The sequence below is a fragment of the Variovorax sp. LjRoot130 genome (assembly GCF_964253755.1).
Taxonomy (GTDB): domain Bacteria; phylum Pseudomonadota; class Gammaproteobacteria; order Burkholderiales; family Burkholderiaceae_C; genus Variovorax.
Genome location: NZ_CAXURM020000001.1, coordinates 2,552,363 through 2,568,021, shown reverse-complemented (window position 1 = coordinate 2,568,021; position 15,659 = coordinate 2,552,363). Strand labels below are relative to the sequence as shown.

The window sequence follows — 15,659 nt, the reverse complement described above, 5'->3', positions numbered from 1 at the left end:
AACTCTCATGAGCAACGTCCACCTCGTCGACCACCCCCTCGTCCAGCACAAACTCACGCTGATGCGCCGCAAGGAGGCCAGCACCAACAGCTTCCGGCGCCTGCTCAACGAGATCAGCATGCTGATGGCCTACGAGGTCACGCGCGACATGCCGATGCAGGACATCGAGATCGAGACCCCGCTCGAGACGATGAACGCCAAGGTGATCGACGGCAAGAAGGTGGTGCTGGTCTCCATCCTGCGCGCCGGCACCGGCATCCTCGACGGCATGCTGAGCGTGGTGCCGGGTGCGCGCGTGGGCCACATCGGCCTGTACCGCGACCCCAAGACGCTGACCGCGGTCGAGTACTACTTCAAGATGCCCGGCGGCATGGAAGAGCGCGACGCGATCGTGGTCGATCCGATGCTGGCCACCGGCAACTCGGCGGTCGCCGCGGTGGAGCGGCTCAAGGAACTGAACCCGAAGTCGATCAAGTTCGTCTGCCTGCTCACCTGCCCGGAAGGCATCAAGACCTTCCAGGCCGCGCACCCGGACGTGCCGATCTACACCGCGGCCATCGACCGCGAGCTCAACAGCCATGGCTACATCCTGCCGGGCCTCGGTGACGCGGGCGACCGCATCTTCGGCACCAAATAAATTTCCATATCAACGAGGAGAAGTCCGTGTCCCTACGCCGTCATCTGATCGTCCGTTCGGTCGCCATTGCCGCGGCGCTCGCGGCCGGGGCGCCCAGCCTCGCGCTCGCGCAGGCCAAGCTCAAGGTGGCGGCGGTCTACACCGTGCCCTTCGAGCAGCAATGGGTGGGCCGCATCCACAAGGCGCTCAAGGCGGCAGAGGCGCGCGGCGAGATCGAATACAAGGCCACCGAGAACGTCGCCAACGCCGACTACGAGCGCGTGATGCGCGAGTACGCACAGGCCGGCAACCAGCTGATCCTCGGCGAGGTCTTCGGCGTCGAAGCGGCCGCGCGCAAGGTCGCGAAGGACTTTCCGAAGACGGCCTTCCTGATGGGTTCCTCGCTCAAGCCGCAGGCGCCCAACTTCTCGGTCTTCGACAACTACATCCAGGAGCCCGCCTACCTCTCCGGCATGGTGGCCGGCGGCATGACCAAGACGAACAAGATCGGCATGGTCGGCGGCTTCCCGATTCCCGAAGTCAATCGCCTGATGAACGCCTTCATGGCCGGCGCCAAGGAAACCAACCCGAAGGTGGAGTTCAGCGTGAGCTTCATCAACAGCTGGTTCGATCCGCCCAAGGCCAAGGAAGCCGCCTTCGCGATGATCGACAAGGGCGCCGACCTCATGTACGCCGAGCGCTTCGGCGTCAGCGACGCGGCCAAGGAAAAGGGCAAGCTCGCGATCGGCAACGTGATCAACACGCAGGACAAGTACCCCGACACCGTGGTCGCATCTGCGCTCTGGAACTTCGAGCCCTCGGCCGACCGCGCGATCAAGCTGGTGAAGGAAGGCAAGTTCGCGGCCGAGGACTACGGCCCCTATTCGATGATGAAGCACAAGGGCTCCGAGCTGGCGCCGCTCGGTACTTTCGAGAAGAAGGTGCCGGCCGACATCGTCGCCAAGGTCAAGGCCAGGGAGGCCGACATCCTTTCCGGCAAGTTCACGGTGAAAGTGGACGACGGCCAACCGAAGTCCACGGCCAAGTGAAGCTCTCCCCCAGGCTTCGCGCACTGCTTGTCGCTGCGCCAACCCCCTCAGCGGGGACAACACCAGCGGCCCGGCAAAGCCGGTTCCGCGGTGTTTCCCGAACGAAGGCCGCCGCTGCGCGGGGCCTTTGTCCCAACTGAAAATAATTGTTGGCGACCGTCCTCTCGCTTCGCGGCATCACCAAGCGCTTCGGCACGCTGGTGGCGAACGACGCGGTCTCGCTCGAACTGCAGGCCGGCGAGGTGCTGGCGCTCCTGGGCGAGAACGGCGCCGGCAAGTCGACGCTGATGTCGATCCTGTTCGGCCACTACACGGCCGACGCGGGCGAGATCGAGGTCTTCGGCCGGCCCCTCGCGCCCGGCAATCCGAAAGCGGCGCTGGCCGCGGGCGTGGGCATGGTGCACCAGCACTTCACGCTGGCGGACAACCTCAGCGTGCTCGACAACGTGATGATGGGCACCGAGCCGCTGTGGCAGGGCTTCTCGCGGCGCAGCGCGGCACGCGCCAGGCTGCTGGAAGTTTCGCAGCGCTTCGGCCTGCCGGTGCAGCCGGACGCAACGGTCGGCAACCTCTCGGTCGGCGAACGGCAGCGGGTGGAGATCCTCAAGGCGCTGTACCGCGGTGCGCGCATCCTGATCCTCGACGAACCCACCGCCGTGCTCACGCCGCAAGAGAGCGAGGCGCTGTTCCACACCCTGGCGCAGATGGTGGCGCAGGGCCTGTCGATCATCTTCATCAGCCACAAGCTGGCCGAGGTGCTGCGCGTGTCGCATCGTATCGCGGTGCTGCGCGGCGGCAAGCTGGTGGCTGAAGCGCGCACCCCCGAGACCACGCAGGCGCAGCTCGCGCTGTGGATGGTCGGCCATGCGATCGAAGGCGTGGTGCGCAGCCCCGCGCGGCGGGTCGGCGACGCGGTCTGCGTGCTGGACCATGTGCAAACGGCCGGCAGCGGTCAGGACCGGCTGGCGGATGTGACGCTCACGCTCAGGGCCGGCGAGATCACGGCGATCGCGGGCGTTTCCGGCAATGGCCAGGTCGCGCTGGCGGAGCTGCTCTGCGGCACGCGCCGCGCGATCGGCGGCACGGTACAGCTGATGGGGCGGGCCTTGCCGGCCTCGCCTGCGCGGCTGGTCCAGCGCGGCGTGGCGCGCATTCCCGAAGACCGGCACGCGGTCGGCGTGGTGGGCGACCTGCCGGTGTGGGAGAACGCGGTGTCGGAGCGACTGCGCAGCACGGCCTTCTCGCGCTGGCTGTGGGTGCGGCGCGCAGCCGCACGCGCCCATGCGCGGCGCATCGAGAAAGCCTATGACGTGCGCGGCGCCGGACTCGAATTGCCTGCGCGCACGCTCTCGGGCGGCAATATGCAGAAGCTGATCCTCGGGCGGGCGCTGCTGGCGCCCGATGCGACCAAAGGCCACGGCAAGGCGGCGCGGCTGATCGTCGCGCACCAGCCGACCTGGGGACTGGACATCGGCGCCGTCGCCTATGTGCAGCAGCAGCTGATCGCGGCGCGCGATGCGGGCGCCGCGGTGCTCTTGATCTCCGACGATCTGGACGAGGTGCTGGCGCTGGGCGATCGGGTTGCCGTCATGCACGGAGGCCAGCTCGGCGAGCCGCGACCGGCCTCGGCCTGGACGCGCGAAGCCATCGGGCTCGCGATGGCGGGCTCATGAGCGCAGCGCCGGGCCGCCCCAAGCAAGCTCGCGCCCCCTCGGGGGGCAGCGAGGACACGCAGTGCCGAGCGTGGGGGCCACATACATGAGGCTAGAGCGCCGCCATGAGACCTCGCGCGCGGCACTGGTGCTGGCACCCTTCGGCGCCGTCGTCTTCACCCTGCTGGTCAGCGCGCTGCTGGTGCTCTGGGCCGGTGCACCGGTGGGCCGCACTTATGCGCTGCTGCTGCAGGGTGGCTTCGGCTCCGTGTTCGCCTGGAGCGAGACGCTGGCGCGCGCGATTCCGCTGATCCTGACCGGGCTGGCCGCCACCGTGGCTTTCAAGGCCCGGCTCTTCAACATCGGCGCCGAGGGCCAGCTCTACGGCGGCGCGCTGGCGGCCGTGGTCGTGGGCGGGCTGCATGGCGGCACGGGCTTCGCGCTGCCGGTCTGGCTGCTGTTCACGCTGATGATGCTAGCCGCCGCAGTCGCCGGCGCTCTGCTGCTGCTCGGTCCGGCGCTGATGAAGAACAAGCTCGGCGTCGACGAGGTGGTGACCACGCTGCTCTTCAATTTCATCGTGCTGCTCGGCGTCTCGGCGATGCTCGACGGGCCGATGAAGGACCCGACCTCGATGGGCTGGCCGCAGAGCGTGTCGCTGCAGCCCGAGCTCGAACTGGGCCGGCTGATCGCGCAGACCCGCGTGCACACCGGCCTGCTGTGGGCCGGCGCGCTGTCGGTGCTGGTCTGGGTGTTGTTCAAGTACACGGTGATCGGCTTCGACATCCGCGCGGTCGGCGCGAATGCGCGCGCCGCGGCCTTTGCGGGCGTGCCGGCCACGCGCACCGTCGTGCTGGTGGCGTTGCTCTCGGGTGCGCTGGCCGGGTTGGCGGGCGCGATCGAGGTGGCGGGCCGCACCAGCTACGTCACGCTCGACATGTCGCCCGGCTACGGCTACAGCGGCATCGTGATCGCGATGCTGGCCGGCCTGCATCCGCTGGGCGTGCTGGCGGCGGGCGTGTTCGTCGCCGGCGTGCTGGTCGGTGCCGACACGATGAGCCGGGCGATCGGCGTGCCGACCTATGTCGCGGACGTGATCGTGGCTGCCTCGCTGATCGCGGTGCTGGTGGCGACCTTGCTCACACAGTATCGAGTGCGATGGAAGTAGTCGACATCCTCGGCAATGCCTCTTTCTGGGTCGCGGTGCTGCGCATCGCCACGCCGCTGATCTTCGGCACCCTGGGCGTGCTGCTGTGCGAGCGCACGGGCGTGCTGAACCTCGGCATCGAAGGCATCATGGTCGCGGGCGCCTTTGCCGGCTGGCTCTCGGTCTATGCGGGGGCGCCGCTGTGGGTGGGCGTCGCGGTGGCGGCGTTGACGGGCGCGGTCTTCGGCCTGCTGCACGCCTTCCTGACCGTGGGCCTCGCGCTCTCGCAGCATGTCTCGGGCCTGGGCATCACGCTGCTGGCGACGGCGCTCAGCTACTACGGCTACCGCGTGAGCTTTCCGAAGGTCAACACGCCGCCGACCGTCACGCCCTTCGCGCCGATGGAATGGTTGCACATCCCGGTGCTCGATGCGCAGACGCCGCTCACGCTGTTCGCGCTGCTGCTGGTGCCGGTGCTCGCGTACATCCTCTACCGCACGCCGCTGGGCCTGGCGCTGCGCATGGTCGGCGAGAACCCGCAGGCGGCCGAGGGCCAGGGCGTCTCGGTCGCAGCCACGCGCAGCGGCGCCATCGTCGCCGGTTCGGCGCTGATGGGCGTGGCGGGCTCCTTCCTCACGCTGTCGGCCTTCAACGCCTTCTTCTTCAACATGGTCAACGGCCGCGGATGGATCTGCGTCGCGCTGGTGGTGTTTGCCTCCTGGCGGCCCGGCAAGGCCCTGCTGGGCGCCCTGCTGTTCGCTTTTTTCGACGCGCTGCAGCTGCGGCTGCAACAATCCGGCGATGCCGTGCTGCCCTACCAGCTCTACCTGATGCTGCCCTATGTGCTGTCGATCGTGGCGCTGGTGCTGGTGGCGCGCAAGGCCAGCTATCCGCAAGCCCTCATGAAGCCCTATCGCAAAGGCGAACGTTAGCCATGCTCGATCTGCTCGTCCACAACGCCACGCTACCCGACGGTCGCAGCGGCATGTCGATCGCGGTGCAGGCCGGCCGCATCATCGAAGTCACCGCAGGGCTCGATGCGCCGGCTGCTGAAAAACTCGACGCCCAGGGCCTGCTGGTCGCGCCCCATTTCGTCGACCCGCACTTCCACATGGACGCCACGCTGAGCTACGGCCTGCCGCGCGTCAACCAGAGCGGCACGCTGCTCGAAGGCATTGCGCTGTGGGGCGAGCTCAAGCCGCTGCTCACGGCCGAGGCACTGATCGAGCGCGCACTCGCCTACTGCGATTGGGCAGTCGCCAAGGGCCTGCTCGCGATCCGCAGCCATGTCGACACCAGCGACCCGAGCCTGCTCGCGGTGGATGCGCTGCTCGAAGTCAAGCGGCGCGTGGCGCCTTACCTGGACCTGCAGCTGGTCGCTTTCCCGCAGGACGGTGTGCTGCGTTCGTCCGGTGGCGTCGACAACCTGAAGCGCGCGCTCGACTTGGGGCTAGACGTGGTCGGCGGCATTCCGCACTTCGAACGCACCATGGCCGACGGCGCCGCGAGCGTGAAACTGCTGTGCGAGCTGGCCGCCGAGCGCGGCCTGCCGGTGGACATGCACTGCGACGAATCGGACGACCCGCTTTCGCGCCACATCGAGACGCTGGCCTTCGAGGCGCAGCGCCTGGGCTTGCAGGGCCGGGTCACGGGCTCGCACTGCACCTCGATGCATTCGATGGACAACTACTACGTGAGCAAGCTGCTGCCGCTCATCGCCGAGGCCGGCGTCAGCGTGATCGCGAATCCGCTGATCAACATCACGCTGCAGGGCCGCCACGACAGCTACCCCAAGCGGCGCGGCATGACGCGCGTGCCCGAGCTGATGGCCCAGGGCGTGAACGTCGCCTTCGGCCAAGACTGCGTGATGGACCCCTGGTACGGCATGGGTTCGGGCGACATGCTCGAGGTCGCGCACATGGGCCTGCACGTGGCGCAGATGACCAGCCAGCGCGGCATCCGGCAGTGCTTCGATGCAGTCACGGTCAATGCCGCCAAGGTCTTCGGGCTCGACGGCTACGGCCTCGAAGCAGGTTGCGATGCCAGCTTCGTGCTGCTGCAGGCGCGCGATCCGGTCGAGGCGATCCGGCTGCGCGCGACGCGGCTCAAGGTGTATCGCAAGGGCCGGCTGCTGGCCGAGACGCCGGCTGCGACGGCTGCCCTGCACCTGGCGGCCCGGCCGGCGGCCACCGCCTGGATGCATCCGAAGAACTGATCTCAGGCCGGCGCAGCGACCGCGCGCCACATGTGGACCTTCGACAGGAAGGTGCCGCCCTGCGCGATGGCGAACGGTTCGACGCCGAAGGCGGCAAAGCCGCAGCGCTCGTAGAGGGCCTGCGCGGCATCGTTGCCCTGGGTCACCGTCAACTGGACCAGCCTGGCGCCCTCGCGCGCCGAGGCCTCCGCGAGCAGGCCCAGCACCAGCTCACGGCCGAAGCCGCCTTGCCGGGCGGCCGGCGCGACATACATGCCGAACAGGTTCGCCTTGTGCCGCGACTTCTCGCGCGACTCGAACAGGATGCCCGCTGCGCCCGCAAGAAGGCCCTTGTGGTCGAACGCACCCAGCACGATCTGCGGTGCCGTCGCTGAGGCATCGAGCCGCGACGTCCACCACGACAGCGGCAAGGCCTCGCGCTCGGCCACCGTGGAGGTGAAGGCATCGGGATGGCGCTCGTAGGCTTCGAGCATCAACGCCCGGTAGGCCTCGGCGTCGTCGGGGGTCAGGCGGCGAAGGCTCACGGTCTCACAGCTTGACGGACTCGGCCTCGTAGATCTGGATCGAGGGCGCCGCCGCAGCAAGCCCGCCGGCCGCCTTGGCGAAGGCGCGCGAGGCCGGGACCGCAAAGTGGGCCAGGAGTGCCGCGCGATCTACCCATTGCTCGACGAAGACCAGGCGCAGCGCGTTTTCCGCGTCGCAGTGCACGGCATGCGAGATGCAGCCCGGCTCGGCGCGCGAACGGCGCACGTGTTCGAGGCTCAGCGCGAGGACTTCGTCCACGGTGTCGCTCTTGGCGAGGATGTCGCCGGTCACAAGAATCATGAGACTCTCCTTGGGTCACGCGCCTTCGGGCAGGCTGTAGTCGAAATCGTAGAAATGCTTGCCGTCGGCGATGCGGATCGCCAGCCTGCCTGCAAGGCCGGCGAGCTGGCCGGTGGCCGAATCCGGCACGACGGTGATCGACAGCTGCTGCTCGCCGCGCGTCATGGTGCCCGTGTGCTGCAGGACGAAGCTGCCCTCGCGGCCGTGCAGCGTCGCCGTCACGCGCTCGATGGCCACGTAGCCGGCCGATCCCTGCATCGTCGCGACGGCGCTCAGCATCTCGCCCTGGCCGGTGCCCGCGAGGTCGCCGCTGAACTGCTTGTCGAGCGACATCCTGCCGAGCGTCGCGCCTTCGGTCTGCTCGCTCTGCCAGAGCGGCTGCATCTTCACTTCGAAGGTGCCGCTTGCCTTTTTGTTCATGGGTGCTCCTTCTCTTCCTCAAACCGCGGGCGCGATCGCCTCGGCGTATTCGTAGAGTGCGCCGAGGATCTCTTCGCCGCGCTCATCGGCCGTCTCGGCCAGCACATCGATCTCGGCAAAAAGCTGGTCGACGTTGCGCACCCCGCCCTCGCCTTCGAGCAGGCGCGCGACGCGATGCGCCTCCCAGCGTTCGGTTTCGTCTTCGTCGAGGGTATCGGGAAAGTTGCGGGCCCGGTAGCGGAACAGCAGCTCTTCGAGCCGTGGATCGTCGAAGCCGGTGCGCGAATGTGCGAGCTCCGCCGGCGACAGGCTGCGCAGCTGGGTCAGCCGCCGGCGATCGCCGTTGCCGACGAAGCCGCCGTAGAGGTCTTCGTCGACGTCCGGCGCTGCTTCGCGCGGCCGCTCGTAGACCTGGGGCCAGATCGCGCTCATGTCGGGCAAGGCGGCCGCCAGCGCGGCGTTGCGCAGCGCCGCTTCGAGGTCGATGCTCCAGCGCGTGGCCATGGCTGGCGCCAAGGTCTTCAGGTTGCCGACCACCATCGGCGACTTGTTCAGGTGCACGCTCTTCACCGGCAGGCGCAGCACGCCTTCGGGCAGATCGGCGCTTCGCGTGAAAAGGCGTTGGCGCAGCGTCGCCACGTCGAGGTCGCGCAGCTCGCTCGGGTCGTGCGCCAGGTCCCAGGCGATCAACTCGTTCTTGTTGGTCGGATGGCTCGCGAGCGGCCACATCACGGCCAGGCAGCCGCGCTCGGCCGGGAACATGCCGGAGACATGCAGGAAAGGCCGTGCCGACTCGCGCGTGGCCGGCAGGCCCAGTTCGCTCGCGACCCGGTCTTTCCTGTGCAGCGCGAAGGCGAAGTCGAAGAGCTTGGGCTGCTTGTCGCGGATCAGCCGCGCCAGCGCGATCGTGGCGCGCACGTCCGACAGCGCATCGTGGGCCGATTCGTGGAGCAAGCCGTTGGCGCGCGCGAGGTCTTCGAGCTTGAAGCTCTGCGTGCCGTCGTCCTTTTTCGGCCATTCGATGCCGTCGGGACGCAAGGCATAGGTGAGCCGCACGACGTCGAGCAGGTCCCAACGGCCGCAGTCGTTCTGCCACTCGCGCGCATAGGGATCGATGAGGTTGCGCCAGAACAGGAAGCGCGTCACCTCGTCGTCGAAGCGGATGGTGTTGTAGCCGACGCCGATGGTGCCGGGCTGCGAGAACGCGCGTTCGATCTGCGCGGCGAACTCATGCTCCGGAACGCCGCGCTCGAGGCAGATCTGCGGCGTGATGCCGGTGATCAGGCAGGCCCCCGGGCTCGGCAGGTAGTCCGGCGCGGGCTTGCAGTAGATCATCATGGGCTCGCCGATCTCGTTGAGCGCGGCGTCGGTGCGGATGGCGGCGAACTGCGAGGGCCGGTCGCGACGCGGCACGGTGCCGAAGGTTTCGTAGTCGTGCCAGAGGAAGGTTTGGGACATCGTCAGAGCAAAGGTGAGAAAAGGCGTGCCGTCGCGTCGCCGAGCTGGGGAAGGAAGCTGCGCTTCCGGTTGGCGCGCACGGCCGCGGCGCTGTGAAGGTCGGTTTCGAACTGCGCGGCGAGCGGCTTGGCCAGCGCCGGACCATAGATCACGGCGCACACCTCGAAGTTGAGCCGGAAGCTGCGGTTGTCGAAATTGGCGGTGCCGATCATCGCGCAGTTGTCGTCCACCACCAGCGTCTTGGAATGCAGCATGCGCGCCTTGTATTCCCAGATCTTGACGCCGGCCGCGATGAGCTCGTCGTAGTAGGAGCGCGCCGCGGCGCTCACGATCAGCGAGTCGCTGCGCCGCGGCACCAGGAGGCGCACGTCGACGCCGCGCAGCGCCGCGCTGGTAAGCGCCATCAAGGCTGGTTCGCCGGGCACGAAATACGGCGTGGTGAGCCATGCGCGCTGCGCCGCCGAGTGGATGGCCGCGACATGCATGCGGTGGATGGCTTCGAGGCCGCTGTCGGGACCGCTGGTGACGATCTGCACCGGAATGTCACCCGCGCCCTCCTCGGCCGGCAGGCGCGGCAGCAGCCTGTCGATGGCTTCGTCCATCCGGCGCGGATCCTCGCCGGTGGCGTAGGCCCAGTCTTCGAGAAAGGTGGTCTGCAGCCAGCGCACCGCGCTGCCTTCGATGCGCAGGTGGACGTCGTGATACGCGTCGGGCCGCACCCGCCGGTCTTCCTCGTCGGTGATGTTGACGCCGCCGGTGAAGCCCACGCGCCCGTCGCACACCACGATCTTGCGGTGGGTGCGGTAGTTGGTCACGGGCCGCAGCCGCCGGCCGATGCGGGTGTCGTGAAACAGCGCCACCTGGATGCCGGCGGCCTGCATCGGCGCCATGAACTTGCGGCCGATGCGCTTGGAGCCGAGCGCATCGAGCAGCAGGCGCACGGTGACGCCCTCTCGCGCGCGTTCGATCAGCAGGTCGCGCAGCGCGGTGCCGATCGTGTCGGGCTCGAAGATGTAGTACTCGAGGTGCACGTGGTCGCGTGCGCTGCCGATCGCTTCGAAGATGGCGTCGAAGGTGCTGGCGCCGCCGGACAACAGGCGGGCCGCCGTCGCGCTCGACACCGGCAGGCCGCAGGCGGCGGTGCCCAGCGCGGCCATCTGCCGCAGGGCGGGCGGCGCACGTTCCGCGGCCTCGCGCAGCGTGGCGACGTCGGCCGGCGCCTGGGCGATCGCGCGGCTGCGCAGCCGCTTCAGGCGCTGCTTCTTCAAGCGCTGCGGCCCGAGGAAGTAGTAGATGACGAAGCCGGCGAAGGGCAGCAGCGCCAGCGAGAGGATCCAGCTCATCGTCGACACCGGCGCGCGCTTCTGCATCACGATCCAGACGGACAACACCGCGATGTAGCCGCTCCATGCCAGGGAGAGGCCGGTCTTCCATTCGTGGCTGAGCTCGGGGACGATCAAGGGCGAAAGAGGTCGGTGAATGAAAAAAGGCCGGTAGCGCAATGCTACCGGCCTTGGGAGTGGACTCCGGATGAGCGGACCAGCCCGTTGATCAGCCCGTTGCAGCCTCTTCCGCTTCGGGCTTGGCGCGCCCTTCCTTCTTGGGCAGCGGCTGGATGTCGAGCTGGACCTCTTCCTTGTCGTCGAGGTCCACCGTCAGGCGGCCACCTTCCTGCAGGCGGCCGAACAGCAGCTCGTCGGCCAGGGCGCGGCGGATCGTGTCCTGGATCAGGCGCTGCATCGGCCGTGCGCCCATCAGCGGATCGAAGCCCTTCTTCGCCAGGTGCTTGCGCAGCACGTCGGTGAAGGTGACGTCGACCTTCTTCTCGGCCAGCTGGGTCTCGAGCTGCAGCAGGAACTTGTCGACCACGCGCAGGATGATCTGCTCGTCGAGGGCCTTGAAGCTCACGGTCGCATCCAGGCGGTTGCGGAACTCCGGCGTGAACAAGCGCTTGATGTCGGCCATCTCGTCGCCCGCCTGGCGCGGGTTGGTGAAGCCGATGGTCGCCTTGTTCATGGTCTCGGCGCCTGCATTGGTCGTCATGACGATGATGACGTTGCGGAAGTCGGCCTTGCGCCCGTTGTTGTCCGTCAGCGTGCCGTGGTCCATGACCTGCAGCAGCACGTTGAAGATGTCCGGATGCGCCTTCTCGATCTCGTCGAGCAGGAGCACGGCGTGCGGCTTCTTCGTGATCGCTTCGGTCAAGAGGCCGCCCTGGTCGAAACCGACGTAGCCCGGAGGCGCACCGATCAGCCGGCTCACCGCGTGGCGTTCCATGTACTCGGACATGTCGAAGCGGATCAGCTCGATGCCCATGATGTAGGCCAGCTGCTTCGCCGCTTCGGTCTTGCCGACGCCGGTTGGGCCGCTGAACAGGAAGGAGCCGATCGGCTTGTCTTCGCGGCCCAGGCCCGAACGCGCCATCTTGACCGCCGAAGCCAGCACCTCGAGGGCCTTGTCCTGGCCGAACACCACGCTCTTCAGGTCGCGCTCGATGGTCTGCAGCTTGCCGCGGTCGTCGTTCGAGACGTTGGCCGGGGGAATGCGCGCGATCTTGGCGACGATTTCCTCGACCTCGGCCTTGCTGATGGTCTTCTTGCGCTTGTTCGCGGGCAGGATGCGCTGGGCAGCGCCGGCCTCATCGATGACGTCGATCGCCTTGTCGGGCAGATGACGGTCGTTGATGTACTTGGCACTCAGCTCGGCCGCGGCCTGCAGTGCAGCCACGCCGTATTTCACGCCGTGGTGCTCCTCGAAGCGCGACTTCAGCCCTTTCAGGATGTCGATGGTTTCCTGCACCGTCGGCTCGACCACATCGACCTTCTGGAAACGACGCGACAGGGCCGCATCCTTCTCGAAGATGCCGCGGTACTCGGTGAAGGTGGTCGCGCCGATGCACTTGAGCTGGCCGCTGGACAGCGCCGGCTTGAGCAGGTTCGAGGCATCGAGCGTGCCGCCCGAGGCCGCGCCGGCGCCGATCAGCGTGTGGATCTCGTCGATGAAGAGGATCGCGTTCGGCTTGTCCTTGAGCGACTTGAGCACGCCCTTCAGGCGTTGTTCGAAATCGCCGCGGTACTTGGTGCCGGCCAGGAGCGCGCCCATGTCGAGCGAGTAGACATGGGACTCCGCCAGGATCTCGGGCACGTCGTTCTGCGTGATGCGCCAGGCCAGGCCCTCGGCGATCGCCGTCTTGCCGACGCCGGCCTCACCCACCAGCAGCGGGTTGTTCTTGCGCCGGCGGCACAGGATCTGGATCACGCGCTCGACCTCGTACTCGCGGCCGATCAGCGGATCGATCTTGCCTTCCTTGGCAAGCTGGTTGAGGTTTTGCGTGAACTGCTCGAGCGGGGACGACTTCTCGTTCTTCTCGCCGCCGCCCTCCTCGCCTTCGCCGGAGGACGATTCGCTGCTGCCCTTGGCAGCTTCCGGCGGATCGCTCTTCTTGATGCCGTGGGCGATGAAGTTCACCACATCGAGGCGCGTCACGCCCTGCTGATGCAGGTAGTAGACCGCATGCGAATCCTTTTCGCCGAAGATCGCGACCAGCACGTTCGCGCCGGTGACTTCCTTCTTGCCGTTGCCGGTGGATTGCACATGCATGATGGCGCGCTGGATCACGCGCTGGAAACCGAGCGTGGGCTGGGTGTCCACATCGTCGGTACCCGCCACCTGGGGCGTGTTGTCCTTGATGAAATTGGTGAGCGACGCCCTGAGGTCGTCGACGTTGGCCGAGCAGGCGCGCAGAACCTCTGCGGCACTCGGGTTGTCCAGCAAAGCGAGCAGCAGGTGCTCCACCGTGATGAACTCATGGCGCTGCTGCCTGGCTTCGACAAAAGCCATGTGCAAGCTGACTTCCAGTTCCTGGGCAATCATGTGATTTCCTTTTGCCTTGCTGTAAATAAATTCTCAGATGGGTTGGAGCGCGATTTATTCAACCGGTTCACTGACGCACTGCAACGGATGCCCGGCCTGGTGGGCCGCTTCCATCACCTGATTGACCTTGGTGGCCGCCATGTCGCGGGAATACACCCCGCAGACGCCGCGCCCGTCGAGATGGATCTTGAGCATGATCTGGGTGGCGGTTTCCCGGTCCTTGTTGAAGAACTCCTGGATCACGACGATCACGAACTCCATCGGCGTGTAGTCGTCGTTGAGCATCACCACCTGATACATCTGCGGCGGCGCAGTTTTTTGCGGCCGCCGCTCGATCACGACCGCATCGCCGTCGTCCCGCCCCGGCTTCACGGCCGGCGGCGTAGGGGGAGTCGAGGGGATTTTGGTAGCCATGAAAATCATTTTATAGAGCCGCCGCCGGTTGTACTTGCGCAAGGGACACAACTGGTGGCGGCTTTGTGACATTCAAGACGGATGCCTGTGGAACTGCCGCCTCGGCGCATGCAAGCTGCGTGCCGCCGGCCCCAACGAAAAAGCCCCGGCGCCTTGCGGTGCCGGGGCTTTACACACCAGGGCGTCAGCCGGCGCTTCGGACGCCGGGATTTACATGTTGTCGATCATCACCTGACCGAAACCCGAGCAGCTGACCTGCGTGGCGCCGTCCATCAGGCGGGCGAAGTCATAGGTCACCTTCTTGCTGGCGATCGATTTTTCCATCGAGCGGATGATCAGGTCGGCCGCCTCGGTCCAGCCCATGTGCCGCAGCATCATCTCGGCCGAGAGGATTTCGGAACCGGGGTTCACGTAGTCCTTGCCGGCGTACTTCGGCGCCGTGCCGTGGGTGGCTTCGAACATCGCGACGGTGTCGCTCAGGTTGGCGCCCGGGGCGATGCCGATGCCTCCGACCTGCGCCGCCAGCGCGTCGGACACGTAGTCGCCGTTCAGGTTCAGCGTGGCGATCACGCTGTATTCGGCCGGGCGCAGCAGGATCTGCTGCAGGAAGGCGTCGGCGATCGAGTCCTTGACGGTGATTTCCTTGCCGGTCTTGGGATTCTTGAACTTCATCCAGGGGCCGCCGTCGATCAGCTCGGCGCCAAATTCCCTGGCGGCCAGGCCATAGGCCCAGTCACGGAAGCCGCCTTCGGTGAACTTCATGATGTTGCCCTTGTGCACGATCGTCACGCTGGGCTTGTCGTTGTCGATCGCGTACTGGATCGCCTTGCGCACCAGACGCTCGGTGCCCTCGCGCGACACCGGCTTGATGCCGATGCCCGAGGTGTTCGGGAAACGGATCTTCTTGACGCCGAACTCGTCCTGCAGGATCTTGATGAGCTTCTTGGCCTTCTCGCTTTCGGCTTCGAATTCGATGCCGGCGTAGATGTCTTCCGAGTTCTCGCGGAAGATCACCATGTTGGTCTTGTGCGGCTCCTTGACCGGGCTGGGCACGCCCTCGAAGTACTGGATGGGGCGCAGGCAGACGTACAGGTCGAGCTCTTGGCGCAGCGCGACGTTGAGCGAGCGGATGCCGCCGCCGACTGGCGTGGTCAGCGGGCCCTTGATCGAGACCACGTAGTCGCGCACCGCATGCAGCGTTTCTTCGGGCAGCCAGACGTCGGGACCGTAGACCTTGGTCGACTTCTCGCCGGCGTAGACCTCCATCCACTGGATCTTTTTCTTGCCGCCGTAGGTCTTGGCCACTGCCGCGTCGACCACCTTGATCATCACGGGCGTGATGTCGAGGCCGGTACCGTCGCCCTCGATAAAGGGAATGATCGGCTGATCAGGCACATTGAGCGAGTTGTCGGCATTGACCGTGATCTTCTGGCCTTCGGCCGGGACTTTGATGTGCTGATAGCTGGACATGAGGCAAGGGCTCCGGGATGAATTGAAGGCTGGAAGACACTAGGTTTCCAGCCGGCTGAATAGCCGTAGAATTTTAGACGCAACCGGAGGAGTCCGAAGGTTCTGTCAACCGAGTCCATATGGGTCTCGTTGTTGGCTGACCTTCTGCTGGCCGGGAGGCATTTTCAATCCATCTCCACAGAGGAACCCGTAATGAGCAAAGTTCTCGCAGTCATGATCGCCGGCCTGTTCGCCGTTGGCGCATATGCCCAGACGAAGCCCGCCGAAGTCGACCCCACAGGCAAGGGCAAGGCGGCCGAACGCGCCGAAGCCAAGAAGGACGCGAAGCCTGCCGGCCAAGTCAAAGCTCCGGGCGGCGACCAGAGCAAGGTGTCAGAGGGTAGCGGTGGCGTGACCGCCACTGGCGCCGACAAGGCCGCCCAGGCACGCCGTGACTCGCGCGACACGCGCCGCCAGGCCAAGGGTGGCGGCAAGAAGCCGGTTCCCGTGCAAGGCACCACGCCCCAGTAAGCTGGTTGGC

General features: G+C 66.8%; 15 protein-coding genes. 7 read left to right on the top strand and 8 right to left on the bottom strand.

All coding sequences use genetic code 11. From position 1 onward, the window contains the following. The first annotated feature begins 7 nt into the window (after positions 1-7). The 6 genes from upp to ACSQ86_RS12830 all read left to right on the top strand — a co-directional run bounded on the left by upp (position 8) and on the right by ACSQ86_RS12830 (position 6,679). Positions 8-637: a uracil phosphoribosyltransferase gene (upp, locus tag ACSQ86_RS12855; RefSeq protein WP_093107717.1), complete on the top strand. Its 630-nt coding sequence runs from the start codon at positions 8-10 to the stop codon at positions 635-637. A 26-nt stretch (positions 638-663) separates the two neighbouring features. Beyond that, positions 664-1,665, top strand: coding sequence for a BMP family protein (locus tag ACSQ86_RS12850; RefSeq protein WP_093107719.1), 1,002 nt, complete (start codon positions 664-666; stop codon positions 1,663-1,665). 146 nt (positions 1,666-1,811) lie between these two features. Continuing rightward, on the top strand, positions 1,812-3,338 hold the full coding sequence (locus ACSQ86_RS12845) for an ABC transporter ATP-binding protein (protein WP_436303896.1): 1,527 nt from the start codon (positions 1,812-1,814) through the stop codon (positions 3,336-3,338). 85 nt (positions 3,339-3,423) lie between these two features. Continuing rightward, positions 3,424-4,485 carry an ABC transporter permease gene (locus tag ACSQ86_RS12840; RefSeq protein ID WP_436306291.1) on the top strand — a complete coding sequence of 354 codons (1,062 nt, stop codon included), beginning with the start codon at positions 3,424-3,426 and terminating at the stop codon, positions 4,483-4,485. Continuing rightward, entirely contained in the window at positions 4,476-5,396 is a 921-nt protein-coding gene (locus ACSQ86_RS12835; protein WP_436303895.1) for an ABC transporter permease, read from the top strand. Before ACSQ86_RS12840 ends, ACSQ86_RS12835 begins: the two co-directional genes overlap by 10 nt. A 2-nt stretch (positions 5,397-5,398) precedes the next feature. Beyond that, positions 5,399-6,679, top strand: a complete 1,281-nt coding sequence (locus tag ACSQ86_RS12830; RefSeq protein ID WP_436303894.1) for an amidohydrolase family protein — start codon at positions 5,399-5,401, stop codon at positions 6,677-6,679. A gap of 2 nt (positions 6,680-6,681) precedes the next feature. Here ACSQ86_RS12830 and ACSQ86_RS12825 read toward each other — a convergent pair whose 3' ends face one another. From ACSQ86_RS12825 to icd, 8 genes are all read right to left on the bottom strand, one after another. Further along, on the bottom strand, positions 6,682-7,203 hold the full coding sequence (locus ACSQ86_RS12825) for an N-acetyltransferase family protein (protein WP_436308923.1): 522 nt from the start codon (positions 7,201-7,203) through the stop codon (positions 6,682-6,684). 4 nt (positions 7,204-7,207) lie between these two features. Then, positions 7,208-7,504, bottom strand: coding sequence for a putative quinol monooxygenase (locus ACSQ86_RS12820; RefSeq protein ID WP_436303892.1), 297 nt, complete (start codon positions 7,502-7,504; stop codon positions 7,208-7,210). 15 nt (positions 7,505-7,519) lie between these two features. Then, positions 7,520-7,924, bottom strand: a complete 405-nt coding sequence (locus ACSQ86_RS12815) for a DUF3224 domain-containing protein (protein WP_436303891.1) — start codon at positions 7,922-7,924, stop codon at positions 7,520-7,522. 18 nt (positions 7,925-7,942) lie between these two features. Beyond that, a complete protein-coding gene (gene sbcB / locus ACSQ86_RS12810) occupies positions 7,943-9,382 on the bottom strand; it encodes an exodeoxyribonuclease I (protein WP_436303890.1) in 1,440 nt (479 codons plus the stop codon). A gap of 2 nt (positions 9,383-9,384) precedes the next feature. Next, a complete protein-coding gene (gene cls / locus ACSQ86_RS12805; RefSeq protein ID WP_436290516.1) occupies positions 9,385-10,842 on the bottom strand; it encodes a cardiolipin synthase in 1,458 nt (485 codons plus the stop codon). Between the two features lie 91 nt (positions 10,843-10,933). Further along, entirely contained in the window at positions 10,934-13,255 is a 2,322-nt protein-coding gene (gene clpA, locus ACSQ86_RS12800; RefSeq protein ID WP_093107739.1) for an ATP-dependent Clp protease ATP-binding subunit ClpA, read from the bottom strand. Between the two features lie 54 nt (positions 13,256-13,309). Then, positions 13,310-13,669 (bottom strand): ATP-dependent Clp protease adapter ClpS, encoded by a 360-nt coding sequence (gene clpS / locus ACSQ86_RS12795; RefSeq protein ID WP_436306290.1) that lies wholly within the window; start codon positions 13,667-13,669, stop codon positions 13,310-13,312. A gap of 210 nt (positions 13,670-13,879) precedes the next feature. Beyond that, positions 13,880-15,139, bottom strand: coding sequence for an NADP-dependent isocitrate dehydrogenase (gene icd / locus ACSQ86_RS12790; protein WP_436303889.1), 1,260 nt, complete (start codon positions 15,137-15,139; stop codon positions 13,880-13,882). Positions 15,140-15,331: 192 nt separating this feature from the next. Here icd and ACSQ86_RS12785 point away from each other — a divergent pair, with 192 nt between their 5' ends. Next, positions 15,332-15,649 carry a cell envelope biogenesis protein TolA gene (locus ACSQ86_RS12785; RefSeq protein ID WP_436303888.1) on the top strand — a complete coding sequence of 106 codons (318 nt, stop codon included), beginning with the start codon at positions 15,332-15,334 and terminating at the stop codon, positions 15,647-15,649. The last annotated feature ends 10 nt before the right edge of the window (positions 15,650-15,659 follow it).

Coding starts and splice junctions, on each gene's coding strand:
- upp (WP_093107717.1), top strand. CDS start 8: ATGAGCAACGTCCACCTCGTCGACCACCCCCTCGTCCAGCACAAACTC.
- ACSQ86_RS12840 (WP_436306291.1), top strand. CDS start 3,424: ATGAGGCTAGAGCGCCGCCATGAGACCTCGCGCGCGGCACTGGTGCTG.
- ACSQ86_RS12835 (WP_436303895.1), top strand. CDS start 4,476: ATGGAAGTAGTCGACATCCTCGGCAATGCCTCTTTCTGGGTCGCGGTG.
- ACSQ86_RS12830 (WP_436303894.1), top strand. CDS start 5,399: ATGCTCGATCTGCTCGTCCACAACGCCACGCTACCCGACGGTCGCAGC.
- ACSQ86_RS12820 (WP_436303892.1), bottom strand. CDS start 7,504: ATGATTCTTGTGACCGGCGACATCCTCGCCAAGAGCGACACCGTGGAC.
- ACSQ86_RS12815 (WP_436303891.1), bottom strand. CDS start 7,924: ATGAACAAAAAGGCAAGCGGCACCTTCGAAGTGAAGATGCAGCCGCTC.
- sbcB (WP_436303890.1), bottom strand. CDS start 9,382: ATGTCCCAAACCTTCCTCTGGCACGACTACGAAACCTTCGGCACCGTG.
- clpA (WP_093107739.1), bottom strand. CDS start 13,255: ATGATTGCCCAGGAACTGGAAGTCAGCTTGCACATGGCTTTTGTCGAA.
- clpS (WP_436306290.1), bottom strand. CDS start 13,669: ATGGCTACCAAAATCCCCTCGACTCCCCCTACGCCGCCGGCCGTGAAG.
- icd (WP_436303889.1), bottom strand. CDS start 15,139: ATGTCCAGCTATCAGCACATCAAAGTCCCGGCCGAAGGCCAGAAGATC.
- ACSQ86_RS12785 (WP_436303888.1), top strand. CDS start 15,332: ATGAGCAAAGTTCTCGCAGTCATGATCGCCGGCCTGTTCGCCGTTGGC.